The 16538-nt window shown below is 72.3% G+C and carries 15 protein-coding genes; 7 read left to right on the forward strand and 8 right to left on the reverse strand.

The features are described 5' to 3' along the window. The first annotated feature begins 35 nt into the window (after positions 1-35). Positions 36-920: a formyltetrahydrofolate deformylase gene (gene purU, locus TNCT6_RS17290; protein ID WP_141360219.1), complete on the forward strand. Its 885-nt coding sequence runs from the start codon at positions 36-38 to the stop codon at positions 918-920. A gap of 43 nt (positions 921-963) precedes the next feature. Here the strand turns inward: purU and TNCT6_RS17295 are convergent, their stop codons facing one another. Continuing rightward, complete coding sequence (locus TNCT6_RS17295) at positions 964-2136, reverse strand: maleylpyruvate isomerase N-terminal domain-containing protein (protein WP_141360220.1); 1173 nt, start codon at positions 2134-2136, stop codon at positions 964-966. Continuing rightward, a complete protein-coding gene (locus tag TNCT6_RS17300) occupies positions 2133-2714 on the reverse strand; it encodes an RNA polymerase sigma factor (protein ID WP_141360221.1) in 582 nt (193 codons plus the stop codon). Before TNCT6_RS17300 ends, TNCT6_RS17295 begins: the two co-directional genes overlap by 4 nt. 416 nt (positions 2715-3130) lie before the next feature. Between TNCT6_RS17300 and TNCT6_RS17305 the strand changes: the two genes are divergently transcribed. The 3 genes from TNCT6_RS17305 (at position 3131) to TNCT6_RS17315 (ending at position 5372) form a co-directional block, all read left to right on the forward strand. Continuing rightward, complete coding sequence (locus TNCT6_RS17305; RefSeq protein ID WP_141360222.1) at positions 3131-3499, forward strand: STAS domain-containing protein; 369 nt, start codon at positions 3131-3133, stop codon at positions 3497-3499. Positions 3500-3642: 143 nt separating this feature from the next. Next, positions 3643-4155 (forward strand): EF-hand domain-containing protein, encoded by a 513-nt coding sequence (locus TNCT6_RS17310; RefSeq protein WP_141360223.1) that lies wholly within the window; start codon positions 3643-3645, stop codon positions 4153-4155. A 707-nt stretch (positions 4156-4862) separates the two neighbouring features. Beyond that, positions 4863-5372: an ATP-binding protein gene (locus TNCT6_RS17315; protein WP_141366528.1), complete on the forward strand. Its 510-nt coding sequence runs from the start codon at positions 4863-4865 to the stop codon at positions 5370-5372. Positions 5373-5753: 381 nt separating this feature from the next. Here TNCT6_RS17315 and TNCT6_RS17320 read toward each other — a convergent pair whose 3' ends face one another. Further along, positions 5754-6770: a GlxA family transcriptional regulator gene (locus TNCT6_RS17320; protein WP_141360224.1), complete on the reverse strand. Its 1017-nt coding sequence runs from the start codon at positions 6768-6770 to the stop codon at positions 5754-5756. Positions 6771-6842: 72 nt separating this feature from the next. Between TNCT6_RS17320 and TNCT6_RS17325 the strand changes: the two genes are divergently transcribed. Next, the gene (locus tag TNCT6_RS17325; RefSeq protein ID WP_141360225.1) at positions 6843-8156 is read left to right on the forward strand and encodes an MFS transporter; all 1314 of its coding nucleotides are present in this window, start codon (positions 6843-6845) and stop codon (positions 8154-8156) included. Between the two features lie 41 nt (positions 8157-8197). Here TNCT6_RS17325 and TNCT6_RS17330 read toward each other — a convergent pair whose 3' ends face one another. Next, a complete protein-coding gene (locus tag TNCT6_RS17330; protein WP_141360226.1) occupies positions 8198-9412 on the reverse strand; it encodes an NAD(P)/FAD-dependent oxidoreductase in 1215 nt (404 codons plus the stop codon). Positions 9413-9553: 141 nt separating this feature from the next. Here TNCT6_RS17330 and TNCT6_RS17335 point away from each other — a divergent pair, with 141 nt between their 5' ends. Together TNCT6_RS17335 and TNCT6_RS17340 are read left to right on the forward strand one after the other, a co-directional pair. Further along, positions 9554-10156 (forward strand): GNAT family N-acetyltransferase, encoded by a 603-nt coding sequence (locus TNCT6_RS17335; protein WP_141360227.1) that lies wholly within the window; start codon positions 9554-9556, stop codon positions 10154-10156. 41 nt (positions 10157-10197) lie between these two features. Continuing rightward, on the forward strand, positions 10198-11076 hold the full coding sequence (locus TNCT6_RS17340) for a GNAT family N-acetyltransferase (protein WP_141360228.1): 879 nt from the start codon (positions 10198-10200) through the stop codon (positions 11074-11076). 6 nt (positions 11077-11082) lie between these two features. Here the strand turns inward: TNCT6_RS17340 and TNCT6_RS17345 are convergent, their stop codons facing one another. From TNCT6_RS17345 to TNCT6_RS17360, 4 genes are all read right to left on the reverse strand, one after another. Next, entirely contained in the window at positions 11083-11748 is a 666-nt protein-coding gene (locus TNCT6_RS17345) for a pyridoxal 5'-phosphate synthase (protein WP_141360229.1), read from the reverse strand. 32 nt (positions 11749-11780) lie between these two features. Continuing rightward, a complete protein-coding gene (locus TNCT6_RS17350; RefSeq protein ID WP_172632933.1) occupies positions 11781-12941 on the reverse strand; it encodes a WxL protein peptidoglycan domain-containing protein in 1161 nt (386 codons plus the stop codon). A gap of 94 nt (positions 12942-13035) precedes the next feature. After that, positions 13036-15012, reverse strand: a complete 1977-nt coding sequence (locus TNCT6_RS17355; RefSeq protein ID WP_141360230.1) for a metallophosphoesterase family protein — start codon at positions 15010-15012, stop codon at positions 13036-13038. 155 nt (positions 15013-15167) lie between these two features. Then, on the reverse strand, positions 15168-16379 hold the full coding sequence (locus tag TNCT6_RS17360) for a HupE/UreJ family protein (RefSeq protein WP_141360231.1): 1212 nt from the start codon (positions 16377-16379) through the stop codon (positions 15168-15170). Positions 16380-16538 lie beyond the last annotated feature (159 nt).

Raw genomic sequence — 16538 nt, forward strand, 5'->3', positions numbered from 1 at the left:
CCCCGCACGGGCCCGGACGTGAGACCCTGTCCCGCATGAGCGAGCAGTCCTCCCGCGCCGCCGCGGCGCAGGCCGAACAGTACGTCCTCATCCTCTCCTGCCCGGACAAGAAGGGCATCGTGCACGCGGTGTCCAGCTACCTGTTCATGACGGGTTGCAACATCGAGGACAGCCAGCAGTTCGGCGACCACGACACGGGACTGTTCTTCATGCGGGTCCACTTCTCGGCCGACGCGCCGGTGACGGTGGACAAGCTGCGTGCCAGCTTCGCGGCGATCGGCGACTCCTTCGGGATGGACTGGCAGATCCACCGGGCCGACGAGAAGATGCGCGTCGTGCTGATGGTCAGCAGGTTCGGGCACTGCCTGAACGACCTGCTCTTCCGCGCCCGGATCGGCGCGCTGCCGGTGGAGATCGCGGCGGTGGTGTCCAACCACACCGACTTCGCCGAGCTGGTGGGGTCGTACGACATCCCCTTCCACCACATCGCGGTGACGAGGGAGACCAAGTCCGAGGCCGAGGAACGGCTGCTCGAGATCGTGCGCGAGGAGAAGGTCGAACTGGTCGTCCTCGCCCGTTACATGCAGGTCCTCTCCGACGACCTGTGCAAGCAGCTCAGCGGCCGGATCATCAACATCCACCACTCCTTCCTGCCGAGCTTCAAGGGCGCCAGGCCGTACCACCAGGCGCACGCCCGGGGCGTGAAGCTGATCGGCGCGACGGCGCACTATGTGACCGCCGACCTCGACGAGGGCCCGATCATCGAGCAGGAGGTCGAGCGGGTGGGTCACGACGTCGACCCGGACCAGCTGGTCGCGATCGGCCGGGACGTGGAGTGCCAGGCGTTGGCGCGCGCGGTCAAGTGGCACGCGGAGCGCCGGATCCTGCTGAACGGCCGCCGGACGGTGGTCTTCGCGTAGCGAGGCCCGGGGAGGCCGCCCGTGATGCCGGCCGGCTGCGATCTCACATGCGGCTGAGCGCCGCCGCCGCGCACAGCACGTCCCGGATCGCCTCACGGTCGCCGACCTGACCGGCCGCCGCCTCCCGCGGGGCCACGTGCCCCGCCGCCAGCCGGCAGAACTCCACGCCGTCCAGCGCCACATGGGCCACCTCGTGGTCCGCGGATCCCACCGCTCCGGGCGAGTCGAGCGGGATCAGCCACTGGCCGCCGCCCAGCCCCTCGACCTCCAGCCGCAGACTGCGCCCGGGTTCGCCCGCGGTCACCAGGTGCCGGGCGCGGGCGGGGGAGGCGAGCCCGGCCCGCCGCCGGGCGGCCAGCACACCCGGCAGCATCCGGGCGGCGAGGTCGATCATGCGGTGCAGATGGCGCGGGGCCGGCGGGTCGTACGGGTAGTCCACGGCCTCCGCGATGTCCTCGGCGTGCACCCAGCACTCGAAGGCGCGGTCCAGCATCGCGTCGGGCAGCGGCAGTTCGAAGGCGCCGTACGGCACCGACGGTTCCTTCGCGCCGTTCGCGGCGAAGGAGACCGTCCGTACCAGGGCGTGCGTCTGCTCCCGCCACGGCGTCCGCACCGAACGCGCCGGCGGGGAGTGCGCGGCCCGCCAGTACGCCTCGGTGCGCTCCGCGGGGGTGGGGCCGTCCTCGGCGGTGGTCGCGTCGCCGAGCGGGTCGTCCAGGCCGAGTGCGACCGCGACCAGCCCGTCGACGCTCATCAGATGCGCGATGACCCCGGCGACGGTGGTGTGCCGGCTGGTGGCGTCCTCGCCCTCGAACCAGCGCAGCCGCACCGGCGCGTGCCACTCGGAGTCGCCTATGTCCTGGAGCAGCGCGTCCAGGCGCGCGGTCTCCGCGTCGTAGGGCGCCGCCCAGCCGGGCACCGGGAGGTGCGGCGGCCGCCGTTCGAGACAGCTCTCCAGGACCCGTGTGCGCAGCCCCGGGTCCAGGTCGAGGGTGTCGGGCCGGTGCAGCAGCCCGACAGCCTCCCGCAGCCCCAGCGCCTCCTCCGCGCAGTCGCCGCACTCGCCGAGGTGCTCCTCCACGGCCGCCGTCTCCTCCGGCGAACACGCGGCCAGCGCCCATGCCCCGAGCAGCGACTTCAGCACGGGATGTTCCAGCACACCCCGGTCCTTCGGCTCCGCCGGTTCCGCCGGTTCCTGGGGGTCGTTCGGGGTCATGCGGCGCCTCCGTAGCCGGAGGGCGCGTCGGTGGTGTCCGTGTGATGGGCGGTGGAGAGGAGCTGGAGGCCCAGGCGGAGGCGGCGGCGGGCCTCGTCCTCGGTGACGCCGAGGTCGGCGGCGGTCTGCCGGTAGTCGCGGCGCTGGAAGTAGGCCAGTTCCAGGGCGGCGCGCAGTGGGGCCGGCATGGCGTGGACGATGTAGTCGGCGCGGGCGGCGGCGGAGGCGCGGCACACCCTGTGCTCCAGTTCCTCGGCGGAGCCCGGCCCGCCGCGGGCCAGCGCGGCGGTCTCGGTGGTGCGCAGCCGCCGCACGGCGAGCCGGTGGGTCAGGCCGGCCACCCAGGCGCGCAGCGGGCCCTGCCGGGGGTCGTAGGCGTCGGGGTGCTCCCAGACGTGGGCGAACACCTCGCGGGTGATCTGGTCGGCGGCCCGCTCGTCGCCCAGGACCCGGTGGGCCAGACCGTGCACGAGCGAGGCGTAACGGTCGTAGAGCTCACCGAGGGCGGCCGCCTCTCCGCGCACGAGCCGCTGCTGCATTCCGCGGTCCCAGTGGGGCGGTGAGTCCTTCTTCGCCATGCGGCCCCCTCCGCGCCCGGCCGTGCCGCGACCTGCGTCCCGGTTCGTTCCCGTCCGGCGTGTGTGTCCAGCGTGTCCGACGTGGTCTCCCCGAATGTAGTCGGCATGCCCGACAGCGCACGCCCCTTTATGACAATGCGCGCCCCCTGAAGAGCCGCTGGTGGTAGGGGAAGCCAGGAGTGTTATGACCTTTGTCAGGTGACTTGACCCTTCTGCCCCGCCTGGTCTTTCGCTTTCAGGTCAACTCAGATCGAACACGACCGAAGGTGACCGAAACAAGCCCCTGGCCGAACGGTCTCGGTTTGCTCCACGGCGTTTGGGGGAACGGCCGCTGGGCAGCCGCGCGGAAAGAAGCGTAGGGACTGGTTCCGTTTCCGAGCGGTTCCGGGGAAGTTCCGGCTGACGGAGGGCGGGCCGTGGCGTTCAAGGTGACCGACGACGAACAGGGCGGGTGGAGCGTGCTCCGGGTCGCCGGCGAACTGGACCTCGTGACCTCGCCGGCGCTGCGCCAGAGAGTGCACGAGGTGGTGGCCCAGGGGCGTCACGACCTCGTCCTGGACCTCTCCGAGGTCTTCTTCTGCGATTCCAGCGGCGTCGGCGTGCTCATCGCCGCCCGCCGTCTGATCCGCTCCTGCCAGGGCCGGCTGCGCCTGATACTCCCGGCCCGCGGCGCGGTCGACGGCTCCCACGTCAACCGGGTCCTCGGCGCGCTCGGTGTCCGGCGCCTCTTCGACGTCTATCCGGACGTCGCGGCCGCGGTGGACGACGAGCCGCTGTCCGCCTGACCGGCCGGCCCTCGCGAGTCGAGCGCCGTTGTCCCGGAATTCCCCCGGTCTTGGCACAACCGTGGTTTTGGTGCCCCGGACCGCTCTTCCCGTCGTACGCTCCCTGCCAGACGCAACCCCACACGTAAGGCGGCCCGTAAGACATGGTCAGCAGCGAGTACGAGCGCAGGATCGCGGCGCGGTTCGCCACCTTCGACCAGGACGGCAACGGCTACATCGACCGCGAGGACTTCATCGTGGCGGCCCGCTCGCTGCTCGCCGAGTTCGCCACCGCCGCCCGCTCCGACAAGGGCCAGGCCCTGTACGCGGGTGCGGAGGCCTTCTGGCAGGGCATGGCCGGGATCGCCGACCGCGACGGCGACCAGCGCATCACCCGGGAGGAGTTCGTGACCGGCGCGGTCAAGCGCCTGCGCGACAACCCCGAGCGGTTCGCCGAGATCGCCCGTCCCTTCCTGCACGCCGCCCTGGCCGTCGCGGACGCCGACGGCGACGGCGCCGCCACCATCGAGGACACCGTGCGTGTGCTCCGGGTGCTCGGCGTGCCCGAGGGGGCCGCCCGGCCCATCGCCGCCGCGCTCGACACCGACGGCGACGGCAGGGTGGGCGAGCAGGAGATCGTGCCCGCCCTCGCCCGCTACTTCACCGTCCCCGAGTAGCGCCCGCCTCACCACCGCAGCCGAACAGCCCCCGAACAGCCGGTACTTGAGCCCCCTTCGCGGCGCCTTACGCCGCGGAGGCCGTTGCTGTGCGTGCGTAGCGGCCGGGTCGTGCAACACGCCCGGGCGCGTGAGCAGTTCGGAGCGCCGATCGGTGCCTTCCGGGCCGTGCGGCGGGCCGCGGCCCAGGCCGCCGGCGGGCCTCGCGGACATCGACGCGGCCCGGCCGCCCGCGCACGGGACCGCCGCGTGTCGTGCCCGCCTGTCGTGCCGCGTGCGGTGACATCGGCGGTCCGGGACGGCTCCGCCGACGTGGTCTCCCGGGCGCGAATGTCACCGATCGTGGCACTGCTTCATCACGGAGCGTTGATGTCGGGTGGTGTCCCGCGCGCGACTCGTCACGTCCCGGAGTCGCCGTCGTGCTCGGGTACCTTGTGTGGGATGCGAGTGGTTCCGAGCCCGAGCCATCCCATGACGAGCGTCGCACAGTATGCCGCACGGGTACTCCTTCGCGCGGGAATATGCCCGAAGCGCTTGTTGCGGTGACGGTACGTCAACCATGCTGTCTCCCAAGGGAGTCACGTTCCGTGACCCTTTGCTCTGGCTGTTGTTCTGGCCATGCAGAAAATGGCTACGATCGTGGCCTCGTGAGGCGCGAGGCTGTGTGTCCGCCGGTTCGGATGGTGTGAGCGGTGCAGGTGCTTCAAGTGCAGCTGGAGATCCGGCCCGACCCCGCGGAGGTGGGGCGGGCCCGGCGTTGGGCCCGCTCCCGGCTCGCCGGGTCGGGGATAGCGGCGGACGAGCCGCTCGCCGAGACCCTGGTCCTGCTCGTCTCCGAACTGGTCACCAACGCCGTGGTGCACACCGGTTGCCCGGCCGTGCTGCGGCTGTTCCTGTCCGGGGAACCGGCCGGGGCGGCCACCGTGCGCCTGGAGGTGGCCGACGCCAGCACCCGGGCTCCCGTGCCGCGCTGCCCGGGCGACGAGTCGACCGGCGGTCGCGGCCTCGCCCTCGTCGACGGCCTCGCCGACCGGTGGGGCTGGTGCCCGGAGGGTGTGGGCAAGCGCATCTGGTGCGAACTCGACCGCTGCGCCACGGCGGTGGACGCGGCGGAGACGGCGGCGGCGAGCAACTGCGGCCGTACGGCCCCGGCGTACGAGGGCCTGGCCTACGGGGCCTACGGGACCTACGGGGGTCTGGCGTACGGGGCGGTGTAGGGCGGGTGTCCCGGTGTCCCGGCGGCGGGGCCGTGCGCCGGGACATGCTTCTGTGCGCATCCCATTGCGATGGGGCATAACGGGTAAATCGCCAAGGCGGTGTTGACGCGCCGTGTCCGCTTGATCACGCTGGTGGGCAGCGATTCGCCGCGAGGGGACGACGAGGGCTGGGGCACCGGAAGTCCTCGACGAGTGCGGGTCGTGATGTCGGCGCCGACCGGTCCCTTCAGGGTCCGAGGGGGTGGGACCGGCGCGCCGGGATCGGAGGGCGGCGCGCGCCGCAGTGTTCGGGGCGGGCAGGGGCGCGCCGCCAGCCGGGTTCGCCCTGCCCTTCGGAGCGCCCGGTTGCCTGTCCACAGGCTGTGGACAACTCGCCGGGCGTCAGGCCTCCGCCCCGGTCCGCGCGGCGGAGCCACTCACCCGGAAGGTCCGCCGGTAGGTCGTCGGCGTCACCCCGAGCGCCGTCTGGAGATGCTGCCGCATCGACTGGGCCGTGCCGAAGCCGGCGTCCCGGGCCACCCGGTCCACGGACAGGTCCGTGGACTCCAGCAGGTGCCGGGCCCGTTCGACGCGCTGCTGGGTGAGCCACTGCCCCGGACTGACCCCGGCCTCCTCACGGAAGCGCCGAGTGAAGGTCCGTACCGACATCGCCTCCCGCGCGGCCATGTCCTGCAACCGGATGGGCTCGTGCAGGCGGCCCAGCGCCCATGCGCGCGCGGTGGTCGTGGTGGCCAACTGCGGGTCGGGCACCGGCCGGTGGATGTACTGCGCCTGACCGCCGTCGCGGTGCGGCGGCACGACGGTCCGCCGGGCCACCTCGTTGGCGACCGCGGTGCCGTGGTCGCGGCGCACCATGTGGAGGCACAGGTCGATCCCGGCCGCGACGCCCGCCGAGGTCAGCACGTCGCCATCGTCGATGAACAGCACGTCCGCGTCCACCTCGACCTGTGGGAAGACCCGCTGGAAGCGATCGGCGTCGGCCCAGTGCGTCGTGGCGCGCCGCCCGTCCAGACGCCCCGCCGCGGCCAGCACGTACACGCCCGTGCAGATGGAGGCGAGCCGGGTGCCGGGCCGGATGTGCGTCAGGGCGGCGGCCAGCTCCTCGGTCAGCACCCCCTTCTCGTAGACCGGGCCGAGTTCGTACGAGGCCGGGACGATCACGGTGTCGGCGGTGGCCAGGATCTCCGGCCCGTGCGGTACGTGGATCGAGAAGTCGGCGTCCGTGTCCACCGGCCCGGGAGGGCGGATCGAGCAGGTGACGACCTCGTACAGATGCCGTCCGGCGGCGTCCACGGGCCGTCCGAAGATCCGGTGCGGGATGCCCAGCTCGAAGGGCAGCAGCCCGTCGAGGGCGAGGACGACGACGCGGTGCGCGCGGAACTCCGTGGTCCTGTCCATGGCCCGATCCTAGCGAATGATGTCCTTCGGGCCAGTGGAGGAGGTCCGGGCCGGTACCGGAAGCTCTATGGCGTGACCCAGACAACCGAACCCGCGTCCGCCACCACGGCCCGGACGCCGTCCGCCCGCCGTGCGGCCCGCGTCCACCGAGCGTGGTTCGTCGCTGCCGTCACCTTCGTCACGATCACCGGCGCCGCGGCCTTCCGCTCGCTGCCCGGCCTGCTCATCGACCCGCTGCACCAGGAGTTCGGCTGGTCGCGGGGCACGATCGGCGCCGCGGTCTCGATCAACCTCGCGCTGTACGGGCTCACCGCGCCCTTCGCCGCCGCGCTCATGGACCGCTTCGGCATCCGCCGGGTGGTCGCCGCCGCGCTCACGGTGATCGCCGTAGGCTCCGGCCTGACCGTGTGGATGACCGCCTCCTGGCAGCTGTGGCTGTGCTGGGGCCTGCTGGTCGGTCTCGGCACCGGCTCGATGGCGCTCGCCTTCGCGGCGACGGTCACCAACCGCTGGTTCACCGCGCGGCGCGGCCTGGTCACCGGCATCCTCACCGCCGCCTCCGCCTCCGGCCAGCTGATCTTCCTGCCGTTCCTGTCCTGGACCGTCCAGTCGCACGGCTGGCGCCCGGCCGCGGTCACGGTGTCGCTCGCGGCCCTCGCCGTCGTCCCCTTCGTCTGGCTGCTGCTGCGCGACCATCCGGCGGACGTGGGCGTCAAGCCGTACGGCGCCGACGAGTTCGTACCGAAGCCGGAGCCCGTGCCCGGGGCCGCCCGCCGCACCCTGGCCGTCCTGTCCTCGGCGGTGCGCACCGGCCCCTTCTGGCTGCTGGCCGGCACCTTCGCCATCTGCGGCGCCTCCACCAACGGCCTGATCCAGACCCACTTCGTGCCCGCTGCCCACGACCACGGCATGCCCATCACGGCGGCCGCCTCGCTGCTCGCGGTCATCGGCGTGTTCGACGTGGCCGGCACGATTGCCTCCGGCTGGTTCACCGACCGCTTCGAACCGCGCCGCCTGCTGGCCGTGTACTACGCGCTGCGCGGTGTCTCGCTGCTGTTCCTGCCGATGCTGCTCGCGCCGAGCGTGCACCCGCCGATGATCTTCTTCATCGTCTTCTACGGCCTCGACTGGGTCGCCACCGTGCCGCCCACCCTCGCCCTGTGCCGGGAGCACTACGGCGAGGACAGCGCGATCGTCTTCGGCTGGGTGCTCGCCTCCCACCAGGTCGGGGCGGCGCTGGTCGCCTACCTCGGCGGTCTCGCGCGGGACGTCTTCGGCTCCTACGACGTGGTCTGGTACGCCTCGGGCGCGCTGTGCGCCGCGGCGGCCCTGATGGCGCTGGTGATCAGGCGGCGGCCGACGGTTTTGAGCCCCGCGGCCGTGTGAGGCGTCCGGCGGCAACGCTTCCGGCAGGGCGTCGGGGATCGTCAGTCCGGCAGCCGGGAGACCCGGCGGCCGCCCTTGCGGGCGCTCTCCTTCGCGATGGCCCCGGCGATCCTCTCGGCGTCCAGCGCCAGTTCGCGGAGCATGCCGCTGATGGGGTTGGTGAAGCCGGTGAAGTACAGGCCGGGCGCGTTCTTCGGCGTGCGGCGGCCGCGGACGACCGGCCTGCCACGGGAGTCGAGCACGTCCAGATGGCCGACCAGCCCTTCCAGTGCGCGGACATAGCCGGTGGCGGCGACGACGGCGTCCGGCTGGATGCGCGTGCCGTCGGCGAGGAGGACCTTGCCGCTCTCGAAGCCCTCCACGGCGGCCACGATCTCGACCCTGCCCTTGCGGACCGCGTCGACGAGACCGGCGTCCTGGACCGGGATCGAGCCCTCCTCGACCCGCGAGTACAGGCCGGTGCGGGGACGGGGCAGGCCGTGCGCGGAGAGGTCCGGCACGCTCAGCCTGGCGAGCGGTCGCGCGAGCACGTCGACGAGCCGGACCGGCAGCCGCCGTACGAGCACCCCGGTGTACTGGGCGGCCCACCCGGCGGTCGACCGGCGCACGATGTGCGGGGCGGTGCGCACCGACAGCCGTACGCGCGAGGCCCCGCCCTCCACCAGGTCCACGGCTATCTCGGCGCCGGTGTTGCCGACGCCGACGACGAGCACGTCACGCCCGGCGTACGGCTCGGCGTTGCGGTACTCGCGGGCGTGCACGAATTCGCCGGGGCCGCCCTGGTACGTCTCCCGGCCGGACCAGTCGGGCACGCGGGGCGTGTGGTTGTGGCCGGTGGCGACGACCACCGCGCCGCCGGTCAGCTCCCGTCCGCCGGAGGCGCGCAGCAGCCAGCCGGTGCCGTCCGGCGCGGGCTCGACGCGGGAGACCTCGACGCCGGTCACGATCTCCAGCCGGTGGTGCTCGGCGTACTTCTCCAGGTACCGCACCACGTCCTCGCGCGCGACCCATCTGCCGAACCGGCGCGGCATCGGCAGTCCGGGCAGCGCGGACAGGCGCCGGGTGGTGTGCAGGCGCAGCCGGTCGTAGTGCCGCCGCCACGACGCCCCGACCCGGTCGGACTTCTCCAGGACGACCGCGCGTATCCCCCGCGCGCGCAGCGCCTGCGCGGCGGCCAGCCCGCCCGGACCGCCGCCGATGACGTAGACGGGACGGTCGGCGTGCCGCGCCGTGGAGGCGCTGGTCGAGTCGGTCATGAGCGCGAGAGTAATCGCCCATCTGGTTGATGGGTCGCGGTCAACGCGGGAATCGGTTGCAGGTTGATCACAACCGGACGACCGTATGTTCACAACTGGACGACTGTGCGGTCCGGGTGTTCGGCGGTGTCTAATGGGCCGGTGACCACCGACCTTCGTGACCCCGGGGACCTCGCGACCGTACGGACCGCGGGGCACGGGCTGCTGCTGCGCCCGTGGGACCCGGAGTCCGACGCCGACGTACGGGCGTGGCTGCGCGGCATCACCGACCCGGAGTTCCGCCGCTGGAACACACCGCTCGTGCCCGTCACGGACCTCACCGGCGCCCGCGACTCCCTGCGGGCACGGGCCGCGCGTGCGCGGGAGGGCTCGGACGCGTCCTTCGTGATCGAGGACGCCGGGAGCGCCACGACGCTCGGGCACATCGGCGTCAACGACATCCGGCCGCGGCTCGGCGTCGCGAGGATCGGCTACTGGGTCCTGCCCGAGGCCCGCGGGCGCGGGGTCGCCACCCGGGCGCTGAAGCTGGTGGCGAACTGGGCGTTCGGCGAACTGCGTCTGCACCGGCTGGAACTGGACCACGCCGTCGGGCACGGGGCGTCCTGCCGGGTCGCCGAGCGCTGCGGCTTCCGGTGCGAGGGCACGATGCGCGGCGCGATCTTCGAGTCGGAGCGCCGCGACGCCTTCCGGGACGCGCACCTGCACGCGCGTCTGGCCACGGATCCGGAGCCGGACGCCCGCTAAATTCGCGGGCGCCGGACGGCCGTGGACGGGGACCATGGGGCATGACTTCCGGGACGACCACCGATGACTGGCACCTGACCGACGACGTCGAGCAATTCTGGGCGCGTGGAGGGGAGTTCCTCCGCTCGCGGCCCGCACCGCACACCGTGCACCTGACGGTGACGGAGAACCTGCGCTCGCGCGGCGCGCGGCTCTACGGGGACGCCGACCCCGAGTTCGGCCTGCTGGCCGGAGAGGACGGGGCGGCGGGTGTGCGGGCCGCCTTCCTCCGCACGCCGCCTCATCCGGTGGTCCTCACCTCCCTGACCGAGGAGGAGGCCGCCGCGCTGGCGGCGCGGCTGGCCGGTCCCGGGCGCGAGGTGTCCGGTGTGTCGGCGGACCGCGACACCGCCGCCGCGTTCGCCGGGGCCTGGCGTCGCCTCACCGGCGCCGAGGTCTCCCTGCGGCAGCGGATGCGGCTCTACCGGCTGGGCGAGTTGACCGTGCCGCACCCGGTCCCGCCGGGCCGCGCCACGGTGGCGGGCGAGGCGGACCGGAAGCTGCTGGCCCGGTGGTACGAGGAGTTCTGCGCCGCCGTCGGCGAGACGGCCGTCCAGGACGCGGGGAAGTGGGCCGACGAGCGCGTCCGGCGCGCTGACGTCATGCTCTGGCAGGGCCCGGACGGGACACCCGTCGCCATGGCGGGGACGACTCCGAAGGTCGCCGGGCAGGTGAGGGTGGCCGGTGTCTACACACCGACGCACCTGCGGGGGCGCGGGTACGCGGGCGCCGTCACGGTCGAGGTCAGCCGCGCGGCGCGGGAGTCGGGGGCCGAGGAGGTGCTGCTGTTCACCGACCTCGCCAATCCGACCAGCAACGGCCTCTACCAGCGGATCGGTTACCGGCCGGTGTCCGATTTCGCGGTGTACGACTTCGGCTGAGCCGGGTCAGGGCCACAGCAGTTCGCGGGCCCAGCCGTCCGGCGTGCGGCGGTAGCGGAGCCGTACGTGGCGGCGCTGGGCGTCGCCCTGGAAGAACTCGGCCTCGGTGGGCCGGAGTCGGTAGAGGGTCCAGGAGGGGACCTCGGTGTCCGGGGCGCTCCGGGCCCGCTCCCAGGCCGACTCCGAGGCCCGGGCCAGCTGGTCCAGGGAGCCCAGGACCTCGCTCTGACGGCCGGTGAGGGCGGCGGCCAGGGCACCTGTCGAGCGGGCGTGCAGGTCCGAGTGGGCCTCGTCCGGCGGGGCGACCGTGACCGGGCCCCGGACGCGGACCTGGCGCCCCTGGACCGGCCAGTAGAAGGCGAGGGCGGCGTGCGGGCGGGCGGCCAGCTGGCGGCCCTTGCGGCTGCCGGCGTGGGTGGCGAAGGACCAGCCCGCGGAGTCCGCGCCGTGCAGCATCACGATGCGGACGTCCGGCCGGCCCTCCTCGTCCGTCGTCGCCAGCGACATCGTGTGCGGCTCGGGCTGCCCGGCCGCCGCAACCTCCGCCAGCCACCGTGCGAAGAGGGGCAGCGGGGTGGCGGGTGCCGTCGCGGGGTCGAGGGCGGGCAGTTCGGTGAACTCCGGGTCCCAGACGCGAAGTGACGTCAGCAGCCCGTGAAGATCCGGTTCCATGCCCCGAGTATCGCCCCGCCCGGCACCGGAACTCAGCCCTTCTGGGCCTCCCCGGCCTTCTGGGCCCCCTGGGACTCCTCGGCCTCCTGGGCTTCCGGAGTCTCCTGGGGTTCCCGCCCCTCCCGCGTCCCCTTCTCGCGCAGGGCCTGTTCGACCGCGTCCCGTACGCGGGCGTCCTCGCGCAGCTTGCGCCGGGCCCGGCCGCGGCGGGCGCGGACGACCGCGCCGGCGATGACCGCGATCAGCAGGACCAGGAGCAGCAGCAGCGTCCACGGGACGGCCCAGCCGTGCGCGGTGGCCCGGACCGGATCGAGCGAGGTGGTGGAGCCGGACGCGTCGGTGAGCAGGGGAATGAGGGTGGCGGTCGCGGTCAGGCTGACGCCCGGCGTCACGCCGTGCACGGGCACCTTCACCTTCCAGCTCTCGCCCGGGAGCAGCTCCGGCGGTGAGGGGATCCCGCCCGCCTCGGTCCGCAGCCATCCGAACGGGCCCGCGACCGACACCGTCTGCCGGGCCGAGAGCATGGCGTTGCCGGTGTTGTGGATCGTGTACGTGACGGTGGCGTCGCCGGCGGCGAACGGGTTGGCCGAGCCGGAGTAGTCCACGTGCAGGTTCTCGACCGCCAGGGTCGGCCGGAGGTCGCCGCCGACCCGCAGCTTGACCCGGATGCCGAGGCGCCGGTCCACGTTGATGCCCTCGGCCTCGTCGGACTGCCGCAGCGAGGTCAGGACACCGCCCACGTAGTCGCCGGGCGTGGCGTTGCCGGGAACGGTGACCGTGAAGGGGATCCGGACGGACTTGCCGGGCCGGAGCACCACGCTCTTGCGTTCGGCGTGGACCCAGGCGCCGACGCCGACGGACTTCTTGTCCCTGGTGAGCAGGTCGAGCTGGCCGGTGTCGGTCGTGAAGCCGTCGGCGGCGTAGACGGCCAGGGTCAGTGGGGATTTGCCGCGGTTGGAGACGACCAGGGCGTCCTCGACGCGTCCACCGGGGTTCACTGCGTAGCTGAAGCTGGACCGGTCGGCACCGTAGCTGTTCGGCGCCGTCCTGACCGTCCAGGTGACGTCGCCGCCCTCCGCCGCGGCCGGAGTGGCCCGCAGCCCGGTGAGGGCGAAGGCCATGAGCAGGGCCAGGGCGGCGGTGCGGACGAGGGTGGTGACCGTGGTCTTCCGGCGCGTTGCGGGCAGGGGCATCTCGGGGTCCTCGGGCGGTCTGGTGCGGGTCTGGGGCGAGCGGAGGGGGTGGGCACCGGAAGGTGCCCACCCCCCCCAGGTCAAGCGGTTACGGTCAGCTGCTCAGCGCAGTGATCGTGAGGGTGGCGCGGTAGGCGCCCTTGTCGACGCTGCCCGGGATCTTCAGATCCAGGTCCGCGCCCAGCTTGGCCTTGCCCTTGGGGTGGCCCTGGTCGGCCCAGCCGAGCCCGCGCGAGACGGACAGGCCCGCGCCGCCGTCGTAGCCGGAGGCCACCTCCCCGCTGGCCTTGGCGCCGGCGCCTTCCTGGATCACGTTCGGCGTCCAGCCGAGGTAGGCACCGGAGAACACCTTGTCGGCGTCCTTGAAGTCACCCACGCTGGCCGAGATCGACCACGGGGCGAGCGAGCGGCGGCTGTCCGACACGAGGATCGGGTTGATCTTGCCGCCGGCCTGGAAGTAGTCGCCGTCGTGGTCCTTGGCGGTGCCGAGGTCCACCAGGCCGTTGTAGCCGTCGATCGTCCAGCCGAACTCGCCCGGGGCGGCGTTCGGGACGTTCACCTGGATGTCCTGGCCGTCACCGTGGTACGGGTGCACGGTGACCTTGTCGACGACCGAGCCGACCGGCTGACCGGAGGGCGTGTTGGTGCAGGAGACCTGGCTGAGCTCCACCGCGGCGTTCGGTGCCGCGCAGGTGCCGCTGCGCAGGTTCTCGACGACGAGCTTGTCGTTGCGCACCTTGACCTTGACGTAGCTGCGGACGTTCTCCTGGTTCTGGACCGAGTTGTACCAGTAGTTACCAGGGTTCAGCGGGTCGGCACCGTTGCCGGCGCCGCTCGTGCCGCTGCTGTCCGGCTTGGTGATGCCGTAGTACTTCGAGCCCGAGGCCGAGTTGGCCGTCACGTACAGCACACCGCCGGGACCGGGGTACACGTCGGCGGCGCCGGGCTGCTCGTCCTTGTTCTGCTTCTCGCTGTTCTTCAGCAGGTAGCTGCGCGAGTAGGCGTGGTCGTGACCGGCCAGCACCAGGTCGACACCGAGCTTGGAGAAGGCGGCCGGCAGGTCGTTGCGGCGGACCTTGGCGTCGGAGTCCTTGGCGTGGGAGGCCGGCGAGTACATCGCGTGGTGGAAGACGAGCACCTTCCACTTGGCCTCGGAGCCGTGCTTGTTGATGACGTCCGTGACGTAGTTGATGTGCGCCGCGTCGCCGCCGCCGCCCTGGCTGGTGGCGTAGCTGTTGCTGTTGACGTCGATGAACAGCACATCCTTGTAGATGTACCAGTAGTTCCCACCGGACGTGTTGGAAGCCGGATTGCCGTTGGAGTACAGCGGCGCCGAGCGGTCCGTGTTCGGCGTGTAGAGGTGCTGCTCGTACGCCTTGCCGCCGACGTCGTGGTTGCCGATGGTGGCGGCCCACGGGTACTGGCGCAGCTGGTCGGGGGCGAGGAAGGCGTTCCACTGGGACTCGGTGTTGGCCGTCTCGACGTGGTCGCCGCCCGACACCAGCAGCTCGGAGTCCGGGTTGGCCCCGAGCGCGACGTCCAGGGTGTCCTGCCAGCCGGCCTGGTCCTTGGCGGTGTTGCCGGACGAGCCGATCTGCGGGTCGCCGAAGAACAGGAAGTCGTAGTCGCCCTTGAAGTCCTGCGTCTTGAAGGAGTACGCCGGGGACCAGTTGCCCTCGGAGCCGACCCGGTAGGAGTAGGCCGTGTGCTCCTGGAGGCCGGTGAGCGTGGCGTGGCGGTTGTAGCCGCCGCTGGTGGAGATGTTCTCCCCGCCGAGGGCGTCGAAGACGGTGGCGGAGGCCGGGAACTCTCCGTTGTCGAGCTGCGCCGTCGGGGCGAGCTGGACCTTCTGCGTGGTGTCGGCCGAGGAGTACCAGGTCACGGTGCGCTGGGACTCGTTGGCGCCGACGCCGAGGATGATGCCGGTGAACGTGCTGGTCTCGGCTGCCTGTACGGGGGAGGCCAGGCCGCTGCCGAGGGCCACGGTCAGGCCCAGGAATGCCGCGGCGGCACCTGTGGCCACGCGGCGCCGCGCCGACCCGGAAGCCGGCGAGGAGGGTCTCGAAATCATCAGATTCGTTCCTTTAGTGCACGGAGGTGCATGGAATGGAGGCCATCAAGGTCTCCGGATTTGGTAAATCAATCGCAAATGCGATCTTGGGATCAGCTGAACTTCGCGGTAGACCTGGGCTGTTCTCAGCCACTCGTGGCCGATCTCGGCCGTTCTCAGCCTTCGAGCACCCGCTGCACGAACCACACCAGGCCCATGCCGGCCACGCCCGCGCACAGTGCGCCGGTCGCCCAGAGGCCCGCCCTCGGCGCACGGCGGTACAGCAGCGCCAGCAGCGGGAAGACGATCGCGATGATCCCCAACTGCACCGCCTCGATACCGACGTTGAACACCAGCAGGGACCACAGCAGGGTCCACGACCACGGCTCGTCGATCCCCAGCGCTCCCGCGAAACCCAGGCCGTGCACGAGACCGAAGCAGAACACGACCCCGAGGCGCAGCCATCCGGCCCGGTCCAGGCCCAACGAGCCCTCAACCGCCGGGCCGGGAAGGGCGGCGGCCCGGTCGCCGCGCCGCGGCAGCCGCCACAGGTGCCAGCCGGCGACGACGGCGATCGACAGCGCGATGACGGGCTCGACGATCCGCTCCGGCACGTGCACCAGGCCGAGGGCGGCGAGCAGGAACGTCACCGAGTGGGCCAGGGTGAAACTCGTGGCCGCGAGCACGATTTCGCGCAGACGGCGGGATCCGGCGATGAGCGCCAGCAGGAACAGGACGTGGTCGACACCGGTCAGCAGATGCTCGGCGCCCAGGCGGAAGAACTCCCAGAACCGCTCGTACCACGACTGTCCGATCGAGAAGGACGGATGGTCGGCGTCGAGCGCGGCGCTGCCGGAGAGGCCGGCGAGGTCGTAGGTGGCGATCGTACGGGTGCCGCGGACATAGCCCTCGGAGTCGGGGAAGAGCGTGCTGCGCACCTCGGGGTCGCCGCCCTGTCCGGGGCAGGCCCATTCGAGGGGCAGGGCGGCGTACGGCACGCCCTCCCGCCGGCCGATCGTGAAGTCGCCGGCCCGGGACGGTGTGCAGGCCTTGCCACCGGTACCGACCGAGAAGCGTTCGGTGACGTACCTGACGGCCGACTCCGCATGGGAGTCGAGCGCCGCGGCCTGTCCTTCGGTGTCCCCGGCCTCGAACGCGGCGGTGCCCGCCCGGAAGAGGGGATCGTCGTGCTCGGCGTCGGCGGCGGACACGACGTAGAGGTCGTACTCCAGCTCCAGCACCGTGCGTATGCGGCCGTCGTCGCCGTTCGTGACGTGGACGTACACGACCGACGAGAAGCCGTGGGCGGAGGCCGGTTGCCCGAGGCCCAGAAAAGCGATCACCGCCGCGGTGATCCCGAGGAGGGCGCGGCGGATCCGTGATGACATGGTGGCTCCTTGGGGTTTCCCGTGCACGGTGCATGGCATCGGTGAACAAACTCCGGCCCGTCGGCGAACCGTTGAGAAACAAGCCCCGCAACGGCGCTCGCGGAGGCGACCTGCGGCGATCGGGATAGCAGGATGGCGGCGCACCCGCTCATCACCTCG

The organism is Streptomyces sp. 6-11-2, assembly GCF_006540305.1.
Classification (GTDB): domain Bacteria; phylum Actinomycetota; class Actinomycetes; order Streptomycetales; family Streptomycetaceae; genus Streptomyces.

Excerpts from the sequence above, each read along its gene's own strand:
- TNCT6_RS17300 (WP_141360221.1), bottom strand. The coding sequence starts at position 2,714 with ATGGCGAAGAAGGACTCACCGCCCCACTGGGACCGCGGAATGCAGCAG.
- TNCT6_RS17330 (WP_141360226.1), bottom strand. The coding sequence starts at position 9,412 with ATGACCGACTCGACCAGCGCCTCCACGGCGCGGCACGCCGACCGTCCC.
- TNCT6_RS17310 (WP_141360223.1), top strand. The coding sequence starts at position 3,643 with ATGGTCAGCAGCGAGTACGAGCGCAGGATCGCGGCGCGGTTCGCCACC.
- TNCT6_RS17360 (WP_141360231.1), bottom strand. The coding sequence starts at position 16,379 with ATGTCATCACGGATCCGCCGCGCCCTCCTCGGGATCACCGCGGCGGTG.
- TNCT6_RS17320 (WP_141360224.1), bottom strand. The coding sequence starts at position 6,770 with ATGGACAGGACCACGGAGTTCCGCGCGCACCGCGTCGTCGTCCTCGCC.
- TNCT6_RS17355 (WP_141360230.1), bottom strand. The coding sequence starts at position 15,012 with ATGATTTCGAGACCCTCCTCGCCGGCTTCCGGGTCGGCGCGGCGCCGC.
- purU (WP_141360219.1), top strand. The coding sequence starts at position 36 with ATGAGCGAGCAGTCCTCCCGCGCCGCCGCGGCGCAGGCCGAACAGTAC.
- TNCT6_RS17295 (WP_141360220.1), bottom strand. The coding sequence starts at position 2,136 with ATGACCCCGAACGACCCCCAGGAACCGGCGGAACCGGCGGAGCCGAAG.
- TNCT6_RS17350 (WP_172632933.1), bottom strand. The coding sequence starts at position 12,941 with ATGCCCCTGCCCGCAACGCGCCGGAAGACCACGGTCACCACCCTCGTC.
- TNCT6_RS17345 (WP_141360229.1), bottom strand. The coding sequence starts at position 11,748 with ATGGAACCGGATCTTCACGGGCTGCTGACGTCACTTCGCGTCTGGGAC.
- TNCT6_RS17340 (WP_141360228.1), top strand. The coding sequence starts at position 10,198 with ATGACTTCCGGGACGACCACCGATGACTGGCACCTGACCGACGACGTC.